The following is a 17042-nucleotide window of genomic DNA, read 5'->3' as shown; positions in this document are numbered from 1 at the left end:
GACGGACACCTCTGGCCCCGCCGCACCCGGGCGCACAGCATCCCGCCCCTCTTCTCTCCCGTCGAGTACGTGCGGTATCGCCGAATCAGCATGACTCCGACGTCAACGACGTGCAGTCTCGGCGGGAACCTGCGCACTCGACGCCAGAGTGCCGACGCGAGCGCGCAGCGCGGGTGCGGGCGTCAGGCGTTCTTGCCGTCGCGCCAGCGCAGCCAGGACTCGACGAGGTCGAAGTCGAAGTCGGGGCCGCGGAAGCCGAAGGTGATGAGGCGCGCACCGGCGTCGTAGAGCGCGTCGGCGTGCTCGACGCCGTGACCGTAGACCTCGTTCGAGATCACGAGGTTCGCGGTGTCGCGCTCCTCGCGCTCCCCCCAGCGCTCGATGACCTCGACCTTGTGCGCGATCTCCTCCGGCCGCACGAAGCTGTGCCAGATGTCGGCGTGACGCGCGACCAGCCGCAGCGTCTTCTGCTCGCCCTTGCCGCCGATCATGACCGGGATCCTGCGCGTGGGCTGCGGGTTGAGCTTCGCCCAGCGGGCCTCGACGCGCTCCAGGCCGGCGGCGAGGTCGTTCAGACGCGAACCCGGGGTGCCGAACTCGTAGCCGTACTCCTCGTAGTCGCGCTCGAACCACCCGGCGCCCGTGCCGAAGATGAAGCGGCCGGTGTCGCCGCCCTTGGCCGAGATGTGGTCGATCGTGCGGGCCATGTCGGCCTGCAGGTCGGCGTTGCGGTAGCTGTTGCAGTTGACCAGGGCGCCGAACTCGACGCGCTCGGTCTGCTCCGCCCAGGCGCCGAGCATCGTCCACGACTCGAAGTGCAGGCCGTCGGGGTCCCCCGACAGGGGGAAGAAGTGATCCCAGTTGAAGAGGATGTCGACGCCGAGGTCCTCGAGCCGGCGGACGGCGTCGCGGATCCCGTCGTACGGGGTGTGCTGAGGCTGGATCTGCACGCCGAAGCGCACGGGAATGTCGAGGAGGGGCATGGGGAAAGACTAGGGCCGGCCGGAGGGGTGCCTCCTCGTTTGAGGAGATCTGCCGACATGCGGACCCGATCGCACGATCGGGTCCGCATCCGGGCAGTGGTCCTCAGTCGAGGACCGCCGAGGCGCGCCGCGCCCTGGCCGCCTTGAGGGCGGCGTCCGTCGTGTCCCAGATCGCGACCGCGACGATCGCGAACCCGATGATCGCGGCGATGATGGTCTGCACCTCGGCGCCGTCGGAGCCCTCGATGATCGTCGGGAAGAAGTCGGGGTTGAGGAGCCGGCCGGTCCCGAGCAGCCACAGTGCCGGCACCGCGATGAGGAGGTTCAGGATGCCGTTGGCCACGGCCAGCGGCACGGTCCAGCGTCCGACGCCGTACACCGCGATCGCCAGCACCGCCTCCAGCGCCATCACGGCGAACAGCGCGGTGATCCACCACGGCCACAGCCCGTCGTCGAGGAAGGACAGCCCGGGCTCGGTGGGGACGAGGCCGATGAAGTGGTCCCACAGCACGACGCCGGCCATGATCAGCAGGAACGCGATCGAGGCGATCATGTCGCCGAGCCCGGCACCGCGCTGGCGCGGCTCGGGCAGCCGGTCGGGGGTCCAGGGACCGGTTTCCATCGACTCGTGGCCCGTGCGCTCCAGGACGACGAAGACGAGCGTCGTCCAGAACGTGACGTGGAGGGCGGCGGTCAGCACGGCCACGACGGCGCTGCCGATCGTCTCGCCCACCGTCGCGCCGCTGAGGACCTGGCCGAGGGCGACGCCGAACGCCGCGCACGGCAGGACGATCCACAGCAGCAGCTTGAGCAGGCGCCACCAGTCGAGGTAGTAGCGGGGTCCGATCAGGTGCAGCTGGCGGCCGGTGTAGCCGGCGGCCAGCAGGTCGGGGTCGCCGAGGTTGGTGAGGACGGCGCGTTCGGCGGACTCGGGGTCGGCGCCTTCGGCGATGCGCGCCTCGATCTGGTCGTCGATGGAGCCGCGCAGCTCGGTGGCGAGATCGGCGCGCTGGTCCTCGCGGACGGTCCGCATCGCGGCATCGACGTAGCGGTCGGTGAGGGTGTCGGTGGTCATGGCGTTCTCCCTGGTGTTCACAGGTCGTCGGTGTCGAGGCCGTCGATCGCGGTCGCGATCGCGTGGAAGTCGTCGGTCAGCGCGCCGGCGAGGCGTGTGCCGGCGGCACTGGTGCGGTAGAACTTGCGGGGTCGCGCCTCGTCGGTGTTCCACTCGCTCGTCAGGAACCCCTGCTTCTCGAGGCGGCGCAGCAGCGGGTACAGCGTGTTCGCATCGGTGGGGAAGCCGCGGTCCCCGAGCTCTTCGAGCAGCCCGTAGCCGTAGCCGGGCGTCTCGAGGAGGCGCAGGCAGGCCAGCACGACCGTGCCGCGCCGCAGCTCCTGCAGGTGCGTCTCGAGGATCTCGGATTCGCTCATGTCTCACACTGTACTGTGTGTCACACACTATAGTCAACAGCACATCAATGTTTTCTCGCGCAGGTTGCAGGATGGACGCGTGAGCCCCGACGCCGCCCTCCCTCCGCTCGACGAGATCCTCCGCACCGCACGGGTGGTGGCACTGCCGCTCGCGACCCGCTTCCGCGGCATCGACGTCCGCGAGGCCCTGCTGTTCGAAGGCCCCGAGGGCTGGTCCGAGTTCTCCCCCTTCGCCGAGTACGACGACGCCGAGTCCGCCGCGTGGCTGTCGGCCTCGATCGAGGACGCGTGGATGCCGCGCCCCGAACCGCTCCGCGACACGGTCGGGGTCAACGCGACCGTGCCGGCCGTGCCCGCCGCCGCGGTGCCGGGCGTGCTCGCGAGATTCGACGGATGCCGGACGGCCAAGGTGAAGGTCGCCGAACCCGGACAGCGTCTGGCCGACGACATCGCCCGTGTGCGCGCCGTGCGCGAGAGCATGGGACCCGAGGGCCGCGTGCGCATAGACGCCAACGGCGGCTGGAACGTCGACGAGGCCGAACGCGCCCTGCACGCACTGGCCGAGTTCGACCTCGAGTACGCCGAGCAGCCGTGCGCGAGCGTCGACGAGCTCGCCGAGCTGCGGGGACGGGTGAAGTACATGGACATCCCCATCGCGGCCGACGAGAGCGTCCGCAAGGCGGACGACCCCCTCGCGGTCGCGCGCGCCGGTGCCGCCGACCTGCTCGTCATCAAGGTGCAGCCGCTCGGAGGAGTTCGCCGCGCGCTGGCGATCGTGGCCGAGGCGGGACTGCCGGCGATCGTGTCGAGCGCCCTCGACACCTCCGTCGGGCTGTCGATGGGCGTCGCGCTGGCCGCAGCCCTCCCCCGCCTCGACTACGACTGCGGCCTCGGCACGGCGTCGCTGTTCACCGCCGACGTCGCGGAACCTCCGCTGGCGCCGCAGGAGGGGATGCTGGCGGTCGGCCGCGTGACCCCCGATGAGTCACTGCTGGCAGAGCACGCCGCGCCCGTCGAGCGTCGACAGTGGTGGCTCGACCGCGTGGCTCGCTGCTACGACGTGCTCGCCGTGCGGGACCGAGGCTGACCGTCCGGCCGGGGCGTTTCGTCTCGCTCGTTCCTCGCTCGCTCAACGACCGTGCCGGTCGTTGAGCGGAGGGCGCGCTGGCGCGCGCAGACGAAACGCGTCGGTCAGACCGGGTCGACGAGGGCGGTCGCGAGCCGGGCGGTGCGCTCGTTGACGAGGGTGTGTGCCTCCTCGGCGGCGAGTCCGGTCATGACGGCGAACGCCGACGTGTCTTCCCACGTCTGGATGATGAGGCCTGCGAACTCGGTCGCGGGCACGCGCAGCCGGAACCCGTAGGTCTGCGCGAGGCTCTCGATGAACGAGCCCACTCGCTCGACGAGCCCGGTCTGCCAGGCGATGTAGGTCTGCGCCAGGCGCGGGTCCCGCATGGCGCGCGTGCGGATCTCGCTCGTGAGCAGGATGCCCTGCTTCTTGTCGAACGCCGCGTCGAGCAGCTGACGCACCAGCGCGCCGGGCTCGAGGTCCTCGCCTCGGGCCTGCAGCACCGCAACGCGCTCGGCGACCTCGTCGATCTTCTCGCCGGCGACGCGCTCGGTGAGCGCGAGCATCAGCTCGTCCTTCGTCTCGAAGTTGGAGTAGAACGCCCCGCGCGTGAAACCCGCGCGCTCGCAGATCGCCTCGACGGCGGCGGCGTCGACGCCGACCTCGGCGAAGACGAGGGCCGCGGCATCCAGCAGCTTCTGCCGTGTCGCCTCGCGACGGGGGGACGTGACGGCACTGTCTGCCGTCTGGGTGTCGGTCATGGTTCTCCTCTCCGCCAGTCTCACACGGACTACTCAGGTTCGGGCGGCGAACCCGCCTTACGATACACTCATGTATCCGATACAGCGCTGTATCGACAGTTCCCGAACCTCTCACCCGTGATCCCGGAGGATGCGCTGTGTCGACTGTCCTGTATGCGCTCGGCCGCTGGTCGTACCGCCACCCATGGCGCGTGCTCGTCTCGTGGCTGCTGCTGCTCGCACTGGCCGGCGCCGGCGCCGCGGTGTTCATGAAGGGCACCGACAACTCGTTCACGATCCCCGGCACCGAGGCCCAGGAGGGCATCGAGCTGCTGGACCGCAGCTTCCCGCAGGCCAGCGGCACCAGCGCGCAGATGGTGGTGGTCGTCGCGGACGGTGACGACGTCACCGCCGACCCCTACAAGAGCGACATCGGCGACGCCGTGTCGCAGTTCGAAGACATCGACGGCGTGATCGCCGTGACCGACCCGTACGACGAGATGGTCAGCGGCATGGTCGCCGACGACGAGTCGGCCGCCATCGTGCGACTGCAGTTCGACGGGCAGTCCACCGACGTCTCGGACGAGACCAAGGCGCAGCTCGAGGACGTCGCCGCCGACCTCCGCGACGAGCTGCCCGCCGGCTCCCAGGTCGCGATGGGGGGCGACCTGTTCTCGATGTCGGTGCCCGCGCTCTCGCTCATCGAAGCAGTCGGCGTGCTGATCGCGTTGTTCGTCCTCATCGTGACGTTCCGCTCGTTCGCCGTGGCTTGGTTCCCGCTCGTCTCGGCACTGATCGGCGTCGGCCTCGCGATCGCACTCATCTACGTCTCGACCGCGTTCGCCTCGATCTCGTCGACCACGCCGATGCTCGCGATCATGCTGGGACTGGCGGTCGGCATCGACTACGCCCTCTTCATCGTCGCCCGACATCAGGACCAGGTGCGCGCCGGAGAAGACCCCGAGGAGTCGGCCGCGCGCGCCACCGGCACCGCCGGCTCGGCCGTCGTCTTCGCCGGAGTGACGGTGCTCATCGCACTCGTCGGCCTCGGCTTCGCGGGCATCCCCTTCCTCACCACGATGGGCATCGCCGCGGCCGTCGCCGTCGCGATCGCCGTCGTGGTCGCGATCACCCTCACCCCCGCGCTGCTCGGGTTCGCGAAGGAGCGCGTCGCCGGGTGGGGCCACGGCAGGAAGCGCCGAGGGATGCCGCTCCCCGGCGCCCGACGGGAAGCCGCCGCCGACGCCACCCAGGCCGACGCCGCCCAGGCTGACGACGCCGAGGCGCGCGACGAGGCGCCGGCCGGCACCCGCCCCGCGACCCGCGCGCAGGCCGTCGCGACACCGGCAGCCAAGAAGCCGAACCGCTGGGTCATGCTCGTGACGAAGCATCCGCTCGTCACCACGCTCGCCGTCGTCATCACGCTCGGCGTCGTCGCGATCCCCGCCGGCAGCCTCGCGCTGGCGCTGCCCAACGCGGGCCAGCAGCCCGAGTCGAGCCAGGCCCGCCAGGCATACGACCTGACCGCCGAGCACTTCGGCCCGGGCGCGAACGGCCCCCTCATCATGACGGGCACGATCGTCACCTCGACCGACCCGCTCGGGCTCATGGCCGACCTCAAGGCCGAGATCGAGAAGGTGCCGGGCGTCAAGGAGGTCGCGCTCGCAACCCCCAACGAGACCGCCGACACCGGGCTCATCCAGATCATCCCCGAGACGGCGCCCGACGACCCCGCCACGGCCGACCTCGTGCGCGCGCTGCGCGACCTCGCGCCCGACCTGCAGGACGAGTACGGCGTCGACCTGCTCGTCACGGGCTTCACGGCCGTCGGCATCGACATCTCCGACCTGCTGGGCGCCGCGCTGCTGCCGTTCGGGATCTTCGTCGTCGGGCTGTCGCTGATCCTGCTCATGATCGTGTTCCGCTCGATCTGGGTGCCGCTGACGGCGGCGCTCGGCTACCTGCTGTCGGTGCTCGCCGCGTTCGGCGTCGTCGCCGCGGTGTTCGAGTGGGGCTGGGGCGCCGACCTGCTGCACGTCGACAAGACCGGCCCGGTCATCAGCTTCATGCCGATCATCCTCATGGGCGTGCTGTTCGGCCTCGCGATGGACTACCAGGTGTTCCTCGTCAGCCGCATGCGTGAGGACTACGTCCACGCGCGCCGCGGTTCGAACGCGAGCGCCGCCGCGCACGCCACGCGCAGCGACCGCGACATCGCGATCGGCGCGGTGCGCTCGGGCTTCACCGCATCGGCGCGCGTCGTGACCGCGGCCGCCGTCATCATGTTCGCCGTGTTCGCCGCGTTCGTGCCCGAGGGCGACTCGTCCATCAAGCCCATCGCGCTGGGTCTCGCCGCCGGCATCGCGATCGATGCGTTCCTCGTGCGCATGACCCTGGTCCCGGCCGTGATGGCGCTCCTCGGCGCCAAGGCGTGGTGGATGCCGCGCTGGCTCGACCGCATCCTCCCCCACTTCGACATCGAGGGCGAGGCCGTCGAGCGCGAGCTCTCGCTGGCCGACTGGCCCGAGCCCGGCACGACCGCGGTCGTCGTCGGCGACGCCGTCGGCGTGCACGCCGACGGCGGGCGCTCGCTCGGCGAGGTCTCGCTGTTCGAAGGCGCGACCTTCCGCGTCGAGCCGGGCGGGACCCTCGTCGCGACCGGCGACCCCCGCGCGACGCGGGCCTTCGCCCTCGTCGCCGCCGGACGACTCGCCCCCGACGACGGCCGCCTGCGCGTGGCCGGGCACCTGCTGCCCGAGCGCGCGGCCTGGGTGCGCGGACACGTCGGCCTCGCGCTGCTCGGCGACGCCGAGGATCGTGTGCAGGAGCTGCGCCGAGCCCTCGCGGGACGCGCCGAACTGGTCGTCATCGACGGGGCCGACGCCCTCGACGCCGCCGAGCGCGACCAGGCCGCCGCGCTGCTGCGCGACGCCACCGCCGCGCTCGCTGCCCGGGCGACCGCCGACCGCGCGCCGGCACTCACCCTCGTCGTGACCTCGCGTACCGACAGCGCCGCCCTGGCGCTCCTCGCCGACGTCCACCGCCCGGACCTGTCCACGCTGACGCTGCAGTCCGGCGTCCCCCACACCCCCACCACCGCAGAGGTGAACGCATGACCCCCAACTGGATCACCACGGCCATCGAGCGCTCGCGCTCCCGCCGCCCGGTGACGTGGCTGACGCTCATCGGCGTCCTGCTGCTGCCCGTCGTCATCGGCGGCATCCTCGTGGCCGCCCTCTACAACCCGACCGAACGGCTCGACAGCCTCACGGCTGCAGTCGTGAACGAGGACGAGCCCGTCACGATCAACGACCAGCTGGTGCCGCTCGGCCGCCAGCTGACCGCCGGACTGGTCGAGGGCTCCGACGACGTCGACAGCAACCTCACCTGGACGATCTCGAACGCGGACGACGCGGCCGCGGGCCTCGCCGACGGCACGTACGCGGCGGTCATCACCATCCCCGAGAACTTCTCGGCGGCGGCGACCTCGACCCAGCCGGGCGAGACCCCCGAGAAGGCGACCATCCAGGTCACGACGCCGCCCGACAGCCTCATCGTCGACGACGCCATCACGGCCCAGGTCGCGTCGGTGGCGGCATCCAGCATGGGCACGCAGCTCTCCGAGGTGTACCTCGAGAACGTGTTCCTCGGCTTCACGACGCTGGGCGACCAGCTCGGCACGGCTGCCGACGGCGCCACGCAGCTCGCCGACGGCGCCACCCAGGCCGCCGACGGTGCGGCTCAGCTGCCGTCGGGCATCACGCAGATCGCCGACGGGAACACGCAGCTCGCGAGCGGAGCGACGCAGCTCGCCGACGGCGCGGCCCAGCTCTCGGGCGGCGCCACGCAGCTGCAGTCGGGCCTGACGACGATCGCCGGCAAGACCCGCGAAGCGGCCTCTGGTGCGCAGCAGCTCGCCGACGGCGTCAACGCCGGCGCCGACCAGCTGGAGCAGACGGGGATCGTGCCGGAGCAGCTGACCGAGGGCGCCGGCCTCTCGGCGCAGGCGTCGGCGGGCGTGCTCCAGATCGCACAGCAGTGCGCCGCGAGCGGCGCAGCACAGGCGTATTGCGACACCCTGCTCGAAGCGGCTACCGGCGCGGATGCCGCAGCCACCGGCGTCTCGGACGGCCTCGCCCAGTTCAACACCGCCGCGACCGCCGAGTTCGTCGGCCAATTCCGCACGATCGGCTCGAGCGTGGCGACGCTGAGCGGTGGTCTGACGCAGATCGCGGGCGGCATCGACCAGTCCGCCGCGGGCGCGGGCGGACTCGCGACCGGGGCGACCGGCATCCAGAACGGCGCGAACGGTCTCGCCAGCGGTTCGGCACAGCTCGCCGACGGTGCGACCCAGGCCGCGTCCGGTGCCACGAGCCTCGCCGACGGCGTGGCTCAGCTCGCCGACGGCACCGCCACCCTGGCCGACGGACTCCACACGGCGTCGACGTCGATCCCCTCGTACACCGACCAGCAGGCGACCGACCTCGCGACCGTCGTCGCCGACCCGGTCGAGACCGACGGCGTCGGCACGTCGCTCTTCGGCGCGTCCGCGATCCCCCTGCTGGCGACGCTCGCACTGTGGTTCGGCGGCCTCGGCACCTTCATCGCCCTCCAGGCGGTGTCGCGCCGCGCGCTCACCTCGCGCAAGCCGTCGGCGCTGCTGGCGCTGCGCGCCTACGCCCCCGCGGCCGGACTCGGCGCGCTGCAGGGCCTGCTCGTCGCGGGCGTCGTGCAGCTGGCCGCGTCGTACTCGTGGGGTGAATGGTGGGCGTTCGCCGCGGTGTGCGTCGTCGCGGGCATCGCCTTCGCGGCCGTCAACCAGGCACTGGTCGCGGTCTTCGGCGGAGCCGGGCGCTGGATCGCGGCCCTCGTGGGCGTGCTCACCGTCGCCACCGGCATCGTCTCGACCGTGCCGAATGTGCTCTCGAGCATCGCCGGCCTCCTGCCGACCTCGGCCGCCTACCAGGGCATGGTCGCGGCGCTCACGTCAGCATCGGGACTCGGCGCGGCGTTCGCCGGACTCGTGATCTGGACCCTCCTGGCCCTCGCCGCGACCATGCTGGCCGTCGCCCGCCGTCGCACCACGTCGGCGCGCGCCCTCCTGAAGACGACGCCCGTCACCGCCTGATCTGCAGGCCTCCACGCCGCCCCGGTCGTCTTCGCGGCCGGGGCGGCGTCGTGTGCGGCATCCCCTCGCTCCCGATGCTGTCGTGTGCGGAGGGGATGCCGCGACGGAGGACCGAACCCCGGCCGCTGATCGTCCCCCGGCGACATCCCGTCCCGTCGTGCACGGAGGCCGGCGCTTGCCGAGGCCGATGGCGCGGGCCAGGATCGAGGCGTGAGCTCCCCCGAACGAGCCGGAACGCCGCAGGGCGACGCGAAGCTTCCGCCGCGCTGGTTCATCCGGACGGCGTGGGTCGTGCACCGGGGGCTGTATCGCGTGACGGGTGGCCGGCTGGGGCTGCGGCATCCGACCCCCGCCGTGTGGGGCATGATGCGGCTGCACACGATCGGGCGCCGGTCCGGCAAGGCGCGCGTCGCGATCCTCGCGTACTTCGAGGACGGCGACGACCTGGTGACCCTCGCGATGAACGGATGGGGCGACCCGCCGCCGGCGTGGTGGCTGAATCTCCAGGCGACACCGACGGCATCGGTCGACCTGCCGGACGGCTCGCGCGACATCGTCGCGCATGCGGCGGAAGGCGCCGAGCGCGAACGCCTGTGGGCGGTCTACCGGACTCTGGACGGCGGCGAGGACCTCGACGCGCACGCGGCGCTCCGCAGCCGCGAGACCCCGGTCGTGGTGCTCTCGCCCGCACGCTGACGAGGAGAGTGCGGGCCGGGTCGGGACGGTCGGGGGACGCCGACCGCGAGCTCACCGGGGTCTGCGGGACGGCCTCGCTCGCCTCCGCGGACGGACTGCTGCGGAAGGACGCGTCAGTTCAGGCCGGAGTACGCGTGCAGGCCCTTGAAGAACATGTTCACGATCGTGAAGTTGAACAGCACCGCCGTGAAGCCGATGATCGACAGCCAGGCCGATCGCGACCCGCGCCAGCCGCGCGTCGCCCGCGCATGGATGTACCCGGCGTAGAGCACCCAGATGACGAACGTCCAGACTTCCTTGGTGTCGAAGCCCCAGTAGCGGCCCCACGCGTCGTTGGCCCAGATCGATCCGGCGATGAGCGTGAACGTCCAGAAGATGAAGCCGATGATCGCGAAGCGGTACGCGAGGGACTCGAGCGCATCGGCGCTGGGGAGCGTGCGGAGGAATCCGGGGCCGGTCTTGACGGCACTGGCGGACGCCTCGGCCGTCGCCGCGACGGCGACCTTCCGCTCGCGTCTGGCCTGCATGAGCTGCAGCACAGACAACCCGAACGCGAGCGCGAAGATGGCCGTCGACAGGGATGCGACGAACACGTGGATGACGAGCCAGACCGACTTCAGCGGGTCCATCAGGGGCACGATGTCGGTGTAGAACCAGATGGCCGTGCCACCCAGCAGCACCACCACGAGACCCGTGATGAATGTCCCGAGGAACCGCAGGTCATAGCGGAAGAGCACACCGAGGTACACCGCGACGATGAGCATCGTCCCGGTGAGGGCGAATTCGTACATGTTGGACCACGGCACCCGCCCGGCGGCGATGCCGCGGGTCACGTCGCCGCCGACGTGGAACAGGAAGCCGAGCACCGTCAGCGCCGTGCCGATGCGCGCCCACACGAGACGCTCACGACGGCCGACGGGAGCGTTCAGCGCCGCCTCGGACGCCGTCTCCTGCGCGCGCAGCGCGTCGACCGAGCTTGCACCGGCATAGCCCCCCGCGGTGACGAGCTCGCGCTCGCGTGCGACCTTCGCCGCGGCGTCCTTCGCGTCGGCCGCGACCGCGCCCCGGCGCGACAGGTCGACCGTGTACGCGATGAACGCGAGGGCGTAGATCGCGATGGCCGTCCAGACCAGGAGCACCGAGACCGAGTCGAGTGAGAAGGGGGTGGCGTCGGGCATGATCCTCAGTCTACGTCGGGGGTGGTTTCGGACAGAGTGGATGCCGCGGCCCTGCCGGCACCGCCGGTCGGGGCGGCTCCCGCCAGCGAGGCGAGGTGCTTCACGGCGAACTGGTCGACGGCCGCCGCGAGCGTCGGGTCCTCGCCACGGGCGAGTCCGGCGTACTCGAGGTGCACCGTGTGCCCCTGGACGACGGCCTTGACCCACATGCGCCGTCGCGGCACGAACAGCGCGGCGAGCAGGCCGGCGAGCGCGAGCACCGCGAAGACGAGCACCCACGTGGCGGCGGCATCACGGTGGATCGACAGCGAGACGTACCGCTTGACCGATCCGTCGTAGCCCTCTGCGCCCGCGGGCGCCTCGTTCTCGAAGGTGACGGTGCCGCGCCCGCCGGGCAGGTCCGCGGTCTCGCCGGGGGCGAGCTCGAGCGACTTCACGTCGGTCCCGACGCCGGTGAGCTTGTCCATGTCGCTCGTGTCGAGCGTGTACACCGACTTCGGCACGCCGCCGTCGATGCCGAGGTCGCCGACGTACACGTCGAGCGTCACGACCGGGTTGATGAGCGCCGGGTAGCTGGAGGTGTAGGCGCCGCTGTCGAGCTTCACCTGCGTCGGGTAGAAGAAGCCGACGAGGCCCACCTGGTCGCTGAGGCCGTCGGGCACCTTGATGACGCCGAGCGAGGTCATGTTCGTGTCCTGCGGCAGGAAGGGCACGGCCTCGGAGAAGACGATCTCGCCGTCCGCGTCGCGGATGGTGAGGGTCGGGGCGTACCCGTTGCCCATGAGGTAGACGCGGTCGCCGGCCATATCGAGCGGGTGGTTGACGCGCACCTCGCCCTTCGCCGTCTTCTCACCCGCGTACTGCGTGGTGAGGTTGGCGACGAAGTCGCCCGCCATGCCGGCGCCCTGCGATCCGCTCGGCTGGTACGTTACGTCGAACCGGTCGAGTGTCAGCGCGTAGGGCGTCAAGGCATCCTCGTCGACGAAGCGGCCTGGGTTGAACGACGTGTAGTCCAGCATCGTGTTGACCCACGTGCGGCCCTCGATGATCACCGTCTGGCCGGTGTACGTGAACCCGCCGCCGATGCCGACCGCGAGCAGCACGCCCACGAGCGCCCCGTGGAAGACCAGGTTGCCGGTCTCGCGCAGGTATCCGCGCTCGGCCGACACCGACAGCGCCTGGGCGGAGTCGTAGCGCTCGACGCGGTACCCGGACTTGCGCAGCTGCTGCTGCGCAGCGTCCACCGCCGCGGCTGCGGCGGCCTCGGCATCCACGTCGTCGGCGTACTCGAGGATCTCGGAGCGGTGGGCGTCCAGGCGCGACAGGCGCGCGGGCGTGCGCGGCGGCTTCGCGCGCATGGCCTTGAAGTGGTGCTTCGTGCGCGGGATCACGCAGCCCACGAGCGAGATGAACAGCAGGATGTAGATCGCCGAGAACCACGGCGACGTGTACACGTCGAACAGGCTCAGCTTGTCGAGCACCGGCGCGAGGTCGGGGTTGTCGACGAAGTACTGGCGCACGCCGTTGGGGTCGGCGCTGCGCTGCGGCACGAGCGAGCCCGGCACCGCGGCGATCGCGAGCAGCAGCAGCAGCACGAGGGCGGTGCGCATCGAGGTGAGCTGACGCCACCCCCAGCGCAGCCAGCCGACGACGCCCAGCGCGGGCTGCGTGATGTCGTCGGATGCCTCGGCCGCCGCGCCTGTGCCGTCGGCGTGGTCGGCGGGGCGGAGCGGATCCGCCGAGGTCTCGGAGTCAGAGCGGGGCCGGGACACCGGAGAACACCCCCTGGAGCTGTGCCATCACGGCGGTCCACACGCCGGTCACCATGAGGAGACCCAGCATGATGAGCAGACCGCCGCCGATGAGGTTGACGACGCGGATGTGGCGACGCACGAAGGTGACCGAGCGCGTCGCCCAGCCGAATCCGAGCGTGATGAGAAGGAACGGGATGCCGAGCCCCAGCGAGTACGCGACGCCCAGGAGCGCCGCACGGCCGACCGAGCCCGAGTCGAACGACATCGTGAGGATCACGGCGAGCGTCGGGCCGATGCACGGGGCCCACCCGATCGCGAGCGCGATGCCGAGGAGCGGCGCGCCGATCAGCCCGAGGTTGCCGCGCACCTGCGGGCGCGCGATGCGCTGCGCGAGCCCGAACCAGCCGATGAACACGAGCCCCATCGCGATGATGAGCACCCCGAGCACGCGCGTGATGATGTCGGCGTACTCGAGGAAGAAGCGTCCGACGGTGCCGCCGAGCATCGCCATGCTGACGAACACGACCGTGAAGCCCGCGATGAACAGCAGCACGCCGAGCAGCAGGCGGCCACGGGCCGGGGCGTCGATGGCGCCCGAGGGCGCCGCCGCCGGGGCCGCGAATCCGGTCGCCTGTGTCACAGCACCGGGCTCGATCGCTGGATCGGCGCCGTACGCAGCCGGGATCGCCGATGCGTCCCGTCGCTTCGACGACGGAGCCGTCGCACCGGCCGGACGCGGCGCGACGGCCCCGCCGATGAACCCCAGGTAGCCGGGCACGAGCGGCAGCACGCACGGCGAGAGGAACGAGATCGCACCGGCCAGGACGGCGATCGGGATCGCGACGAGCAGCGAGCCGTCTGCGACGAGTTCGCCGAGGTTCACGACTCCTCCAGCGTCTCGCGCACGAGGGTCTCGAGGATCGTCGACTCCTCGATCTGCCCGATGAGGCGGGCCGCGACGCGCCCCTCCTTGTCGAGCACGAGCGTGACGGGCACGGCGTTGAGGGGCGTCGAGCCGGCGAACGCGAGCTTGATCGACCCGTCGACGGTGGTCAGCGCGCTCGGGTACTCGACACCGAACTTCTTGGCGAAGGCCTGCGAGGTCTCGGCGCCGTCATAGAGGTTGACGCCGAGGAACTTCACGTCCTGGCCGTCGAACGAGTCGTACACCTTGACGAGCTCGGGCGCCTCGACACGGCATGGCGCGCACGCGGCGTACCAGAAGTTCACGACCGTCACGTCCCCCGCGTAGTCGGCGCTCGTGGTCTTCTCGCCGTTGTCGAGCACGCCCTCGAACGCGACAGGGTCCTCGCGGTCGGCGGGCTTGATCTCGACGACCTTGAACCCGTCCGACGCGACGAAGCCCTTGTTGTCGCCCTCGCGGTACTGATCGGCGAGCGGGTCGCTGGCGCACGCCGCGAGCCCCGCGATCAGCACCGCGCTGAGGACGAGGGATGCCGCCGCCCGGATCTTCCCGAAGCCCCGACTCATACCGCCCCCACATCCACGGCACCGGCCGTCGTCGCCGGCTCGGCGTAGCCGACCTCGGTCCATGTCCCGTTCACCAGTTCGAAGCTCGTGACGCTCGACAGCGCGCAGCGCCGGCGCCGCGGGTCGTGCTTGAACGGCTCGCCTGCGACGGCGAGATGCGTCACCCAGATCGGCAGCTGGTGCGAGACGACGACGACGTCGCCCGACGGGGCCGCGAACCAGGCATCCTTCATCGCTGCGCGCATGCGCGCTACCACCCGGGCGTACGGCTCGCCCCAGCTGGGGACGCCGGGGGCGCGCAGGTGGCGCCAGTTGAGCGGGTTGGCGAGCGCCTTCTTCATGCGCTTGCCCTCGAACACGTTGGTGGGCTCGATCACGCGGTCGTCGATGACCGGTTCGATGCCGAAGAGCTCGGTGAACGGCTCGGCCGACTCGCGCGTGCGCTGCAGCGGCGAGCTGACCAGGACCGAGACGGGCCGCTCGAGCGACTTCACATACTCGGCCGCCTGCCGCGCCATGACCCGGCCGTCGGCGCTCAGGCGGTATCCGGGGAGTCGCCCGTAGAGCACGCGGGAGGGGTTGTGGACCTCCCCGTGGCGCACGAGATGGAGGCGAGCGGCGGGCACCGCACCAGTCTATGTGGGCGTCTTCTGTGGGCCGGCTGAGCGTTCGCCCTACGGGACTCCGGCGCCGGCCAGCCCGAACGCCGCCACCATGACCAGCACGATGAGCGCGGCGCCGGCCAACGGCACCCAGAACGCGATGCGTCGCAGCACCAGCAGCACGATGGCGGCGGCGAGGGTGAGCGTGAGCGCCACCCATGGCCCGATGGTGCCGACGAAGAACCCCGCCGTGATGAGGTCGAAGTTGCAGTCGCGCACACCGCACGGGTCGGACGCCATCGCGAGGAACACCCCCATGAACGACGCGATGGCGGCGAGGGCGACATCCGCCACCAGCAGCACGATCGTCAAGACGATGTCCCATACCCGCAGCGGCCGCTTCGCGGGCTCCGCGTCGTCGTAGCCTGCTGCGCCGGGCGGCACCGGCGCGGGCGCACCCGGGGCGACGGGCTCGGACTCTGGCGTCGTCATCCCCGCATGGTAGCGGCGAGGCGTTATCGCGCGCGAGAGAAAAGGCCTGGCGATGAGCGGGACAGGCAGCCACGTACACTTGACGCTCGTGAGTGAACGCGTTCTCGTTGGACAGTTGAAGGGTCTCCCCGACGGCCCCGTCTCGGTGTCGGGCTGGGTGGAGACCGTCCGCGATCAGAAGAAGGTCCAGTTCGTCATCCTGCGGGACGAGACAGGCGCCGTGCAGCTGGTCAATCCCGCCACGCGCCCGGCCGACCCCTCCGCGGCGACTGAGCCTGCCGAAGTCCAGGATGCCGCAGCCCTCGCCCTCACCGACCTCATCTCGAACCTCGCCACGGGCACGTTCCTGACGGTGCGGGGCGAGCTCAAGCACGACGAGCGCGTCAAGCTCGGCGGCGTCGAGATCAAGATCGGCGCCCTCGACATCGCTGCCGCGGCACTGCCCGAGACGCCGATCGCGGCCGATTCGGGACTCGACAAGCGCATGGACTGGCGCTTCCTCGACCTGCGTCAGCGTCGCAACAACCTCATCTTCCGCGTGCAGACGACGCTCGAGCACGCGTTCCGCTCGTACTGGATCGAGCGCGACTACATCGAGGTGCACTCGCCGAAGCTCATGGCGTCCGCATCCGAGTCCAACGCCGAGCTGTTCTCGCTCGAGTACTTCGGCGACCAGACCGCGTACCTCGCGCAGTCGCCGCAGTTCTTCAAGCAGATGGCGCAGGTCGCCGGCTTCGGCAAGATCTTCGAGATCGCCCCCGCGTTCCGCGCCGACCCGTCGTTCACGTCGCGTCACGCGACCGAGTTCACGTCGGTCGACGCCGAGATCAGCTGGATCGACTCGCACGAGGACGTCGCCTCGATGCAGGAGGAGCTGCTGCAGGCCGGCTTCCAGGCCGTCAAGGACAAGCACGGCGCAGAGATCGAGGAGCTGTTCGGCCTCGAGGTACAGGTGCCCAGCATCCCGTTCCCGCGCATCCCGCTGGCTGAGGCGCGCGAGATCGTGAAGAGCCGCGGCTACGAGATCCCGCGCACCGACGGCGACCTCGACCCCGAGGGCGAGCGCCAGATCTCGGCGTATGTCGAGGAGGCCTACGGCCACCAGTTCGTGTTCATCACGGACTACCACCCCGAGATCCGCGCGTTCTACCACATGCGCGACGAGCAGACCGGGCTCACCAAGTCGTACGACCTGCTCTTCAAGGGCGTCGAGATCACGACCGGCGCGCAGCGCGAGCACCGCGTCGACGTGCTGATCGAGCAGGCGAAGGAGAAGGGCCTCGGTGCCGAGCACCTCGACTTCTACTTCGACTTCTTCCGCTACGGCGCCCCGCCCCACGGCGGGTTCGGCATGGGCCTCGCGCGCGTGATGATGCTGCTGCTCGGCCAGGACTCGATCCGCGAGGTCACGTACCTGTTCCGCGGCCCGACACGCCTCGCGCCGTAAGCCGCACCGCACGGAGCCCCGTGAGCGCACC

15 protein-coding genes are annotated in these 17042 nt (G+C 71.0%); 5 read left to right on the top strand and 10 right to left on the bottom strand.

The window, feature by feature from the left end; genetic code table 11:
* Positions 1-182: 182 nt before the first annotated feature.
* The 3 genes from ACFWJ8_RS17815 to ACFWJ8_RS17805 form a co-directional block, all read right to left on the bottom strand.
* Positions 183-983 (bottom strand): LLM class F420-dependent oxidoreductase, encoded by an 801-nt coding sequence (locus ACFWJ8_RS17815; protein ID WP_378814056.1) that lies wholly within the window; start codon positions 981-983, stop codon positions 183-185.
* Between the two features lie 103 nt (positions 984-1086).
* The gene (locus tag ACFWJ8_RS17810; RefSeq protein ID WP_378814054.1) at positions 1087-2058 is read right to left on the bottom strand and encodes a permease prefix domain 1-containing protein; all 972 of its coding nucleotides are present in this window, start codon (positions 2056-2058) and stop codon (positions 1087-1089) included.
* 17 nt (positions 2059-2075) lie between these two features.
* Positions 2076-2414, bottom strand: coding sequence for a PadR family transcriptional regulator (locus ACFWJ8_RS17805; RefSeq protein ID WP_378814052.1), 339 nt, complete (start codon positions 2412-2414; stop codon positions 2076-2078).
* 79 nt (positions 2415-2493) lie between these two features.
* On the opposite strand from ACFWJ8_RS17805, the gene ACFWJ8_RS17800 reads away from it, so the two are divergent.
* A complete protein-coding gene (locus ACFWJ8_RS17800) occupies positions 2494-3501 on the top strand; it encodes an o-succinylbenzoate synthase (protein ID WP_378814050.1) in 1008 nt (335 codons plus the stop codon).
* 104 nt (positions 3502-3605) lie between these two features.
* On the opposite strand, the gene ACFWJ8_RS17795 is transcribed toward ACFWJ8_RS17800, so the two are convergent.
* Complete coding sequence (locus tag ACFWJ8_RS17795) at positions 3606-4244, bottom strand: TetR/AcrR family transcriptional regulator (RefSeq protein ID WP_378814048.1); 639 nt, start codon at positions 4242-4244, stop codon at positions 3606-3608.
* 137 nt (positions 4245-4381) lie between these two features.
* On the opposite strand from ACFWJ8_RS17795, the gene ACFWJ8_RS17790 reads away from it, so the two are divergent.
* The 3 genes from ACFWJ8_RS17790 to ACFWJ8_RS17780 all read left to right on the top strand — a co-directional run bounded on the left by ACFWJ8_RS17790 (position 4382) and on the right by ACFWJ8_RS17780 (position 10047).
* Positions 4382-7339 (top strand): MMPL family transporter, encoded by a 2958-nt coding sequence (locus ACFWJ8_RS17790; RefSeq protein ID WP_378814046.1) that lies wholly within the window; start codon positions 4382-4384, stop codon positions 7337-7339.
* Positions 7336-9351 (top strand): YhgE/Pip family protein, encoded by a 2016-nt coding sequence (locus ACFWJ8_RS17785; protein WP_378814045.1) that lies wholly within the window; start codon positions 7336-7338, stop codon positions 9349-9351. The genes ACFWJ8_RS17790 and ACFWJ8_RS17785 overlap by 4 nt, the downstream gene beginning before the upstream one ends.
* Before the next feature lie 210 nt (positions 9352-9561).
* Positions 9562-10047, top strand: a complete 486-nt coding sequence (locus tag ACFWJ8_RS17780; RefSeq protein WP_378814043.1) for a nitroreductase/quinone reductase family protein — start codon at positions 9562-9564, stop codon at positions 10045-10047.
* Between the two features lie 113 nt (positions 10048-10160).
* Here ACFWJ8_RS17780 and ccsB read toward each other — a convergent pair whose 3' ends face one another.
* The 6 genes from ccsB to ACFWJ8_RS17750 are packed head-to-tail and all read right to left on the bottom strand — an operon-like array spanning position 10161 to position 15564.
* Positions 10161-11225 (bottom strand): c-type cytochrome biogenesis protein CcsB, encoded by a 1065-nt coding sequence (gene ccsB / locus ACFWJ8_RS17775; protein ID WP_378814042.1) that lies wholly within the window; start codon positions 11223-11225, stop codon positions 10161-10163.
* A gap of 5 nt (positions 11226-11230) precedes the next feature.
* The gene (locus ACFWJ8_RS17770) at positions 11231-12997 is read right to left on the bottom strand and encodes a cytochrome c biogenesis protein ResB (RefSeq protein ID WP_378814040.1); all 1767 of its coding nucleotides are present in this window, start codon (positions 12995-12997) and stop codon (positions 11231-11233) included.
* Positions 12978-13862, bottom strand: coding sequence for a cytochrome c biogenesis CcdA family protein (locus ACFWJ8_RS17765; protein ID WP_378814038.1), 885 nt, complete (start codon positions 13860-13862; stop codon positions 12978-12980). The genes ACFWJ8_RS17770 and ACFWJ8_RS17765 overlap by 20 nt, the downstream gene beginning before the upstream one ends.
* On the bottom strand, positions 13859-14470 hold the full coding sequence (locus tag ACFWJ8_RS17760; RefSeq protein WP_378814036.1) for a TlpA family protein disulfide reductase: 612 nt from the start codon (positions 14468-14470) through the stop codon (positions 13859-13861). Before ACFWJ8_RS17760 ends, ACFWJ8_RS17765 begins: the two co-directional genes overlap by 4 nt.
* Positions 14467-15096: a histidine phosphatase family protein gene (locus tag ACFWJ8_RS17755; protein ID WP_378814034.1), complete on the bottom strand. Its 630-nt coding sequence runs from the start codon at positions 15094-15096 to the stop codon at positions 14467-14469. Before ACFWJ8_RS17755 ends, ACFWJ8_RS17760 begins: the two co-directional genes overlap by 4 nt.
* Before the next feature lie 48 nt (positions 15097-15144).
* Positions 15145-15564, bottom strand: a complete 420-nt coding sequence (locus tag ACFWJ8_RS17750; RefSeq protein WP_378814033.1) for a hypothetical protein — start codon at positions 15562-15564, stop codon at positions 15145-15147.
* 88 nt (positions 15565-15652) lie between these two features.
* Between ACFWJ8_RS17750 and aspS the strand changes: the two genes are divergently transcribed.
* A complete protein-coding gene (aspS, locus tag ACFWJ8_RS17745; protein WP_378814032.1) occupies positions 15653-17011 on the top strand; it encodes an aspartate--tRNA(Asn) ligase in 1359 nt (452 codons plus the stop codon).
* Positions 17012-17042: the final 31 nt, after the last annotated feature.

Source organism: Microbacterium sp. NPDC058389, assembly GCF_042722305.1.
In the GTDB taxonomy this organism is placed as follows: Bacteria; Actinomycetota; Actinomycetes; order Actinomycetales; family Microbacteriaceae; genus Microbacterium.
Note: the sequence above shows the minus strand (reverse complement) of the source record. Positions and strands in the feature narration are given on the sequence as shown.

What these genes read in the sequence shown, in the direction of transcription:
- ACFWJ8_RS17815 (WP_378814056.1), bottom strand. Translation starts at nt 983, where the DNA reads ATGCCCCTCCTCGACATTCCCGTGCGCTTCGGCGTGCAGATCCAGCCT.
- ACFWJ8_RS17810 (WP_378814054.1), bottom strand. Translation starts at nt 2,058, where the DNA reads ATGACCACCGACACCCTCACCGACCGCTACGTCGATGCCGCGATGCGG.
- ACFWJ8_RS17805 (WP_378814052.1), bottom strand. Translation starts at nt 2,414, where the DNA reads ATGAGCGAATCCGAGATCCTCGAGACGCACCTGCAGGAGCTGCGGCGC.
- ACFWJ8_RS17795 (WP_378814048.1), bottom strand. Translation starts at nt 4,244, where the DNA reads ATGACCGACACCCAGACGGCAGACAGTGCCGTCACGTCCCCCCGTCGC.
- ACFWJ8_RS17785 (WP_378814045.1), top strand. Translation starts at nt 7,336, where the DNA reads ATGACCCCCAACTGGATCACCACGGCCATCGAGCGCTCGCGCTCCCGC.
- ccsB (WP_378814042.1), bottom strand. Translation starts at nt 11,225, where the DNA reads ATGCCCGACGCCACCCCCTTCTCACTCGACTCGGTCTCGGTGCTCCTG.
- ACFWJ8_RS17760 (WP_378814036.1), bottom strand. Translation starts at nt 14,470, where the DNA reads ATGAGTCGGGGCTTCGGGAAGATCCGGGCGGCGGCATCCCTCGTCCTC.
- ACFWJ8_RS17750 (WP_378814033.1), bottom strand. Translation starts at nt 15,564, where the DNA reads ATGACGACGCCAGAGTCCGAGCCCGTCGCCCCGGGTGCGCCCGCGCCG.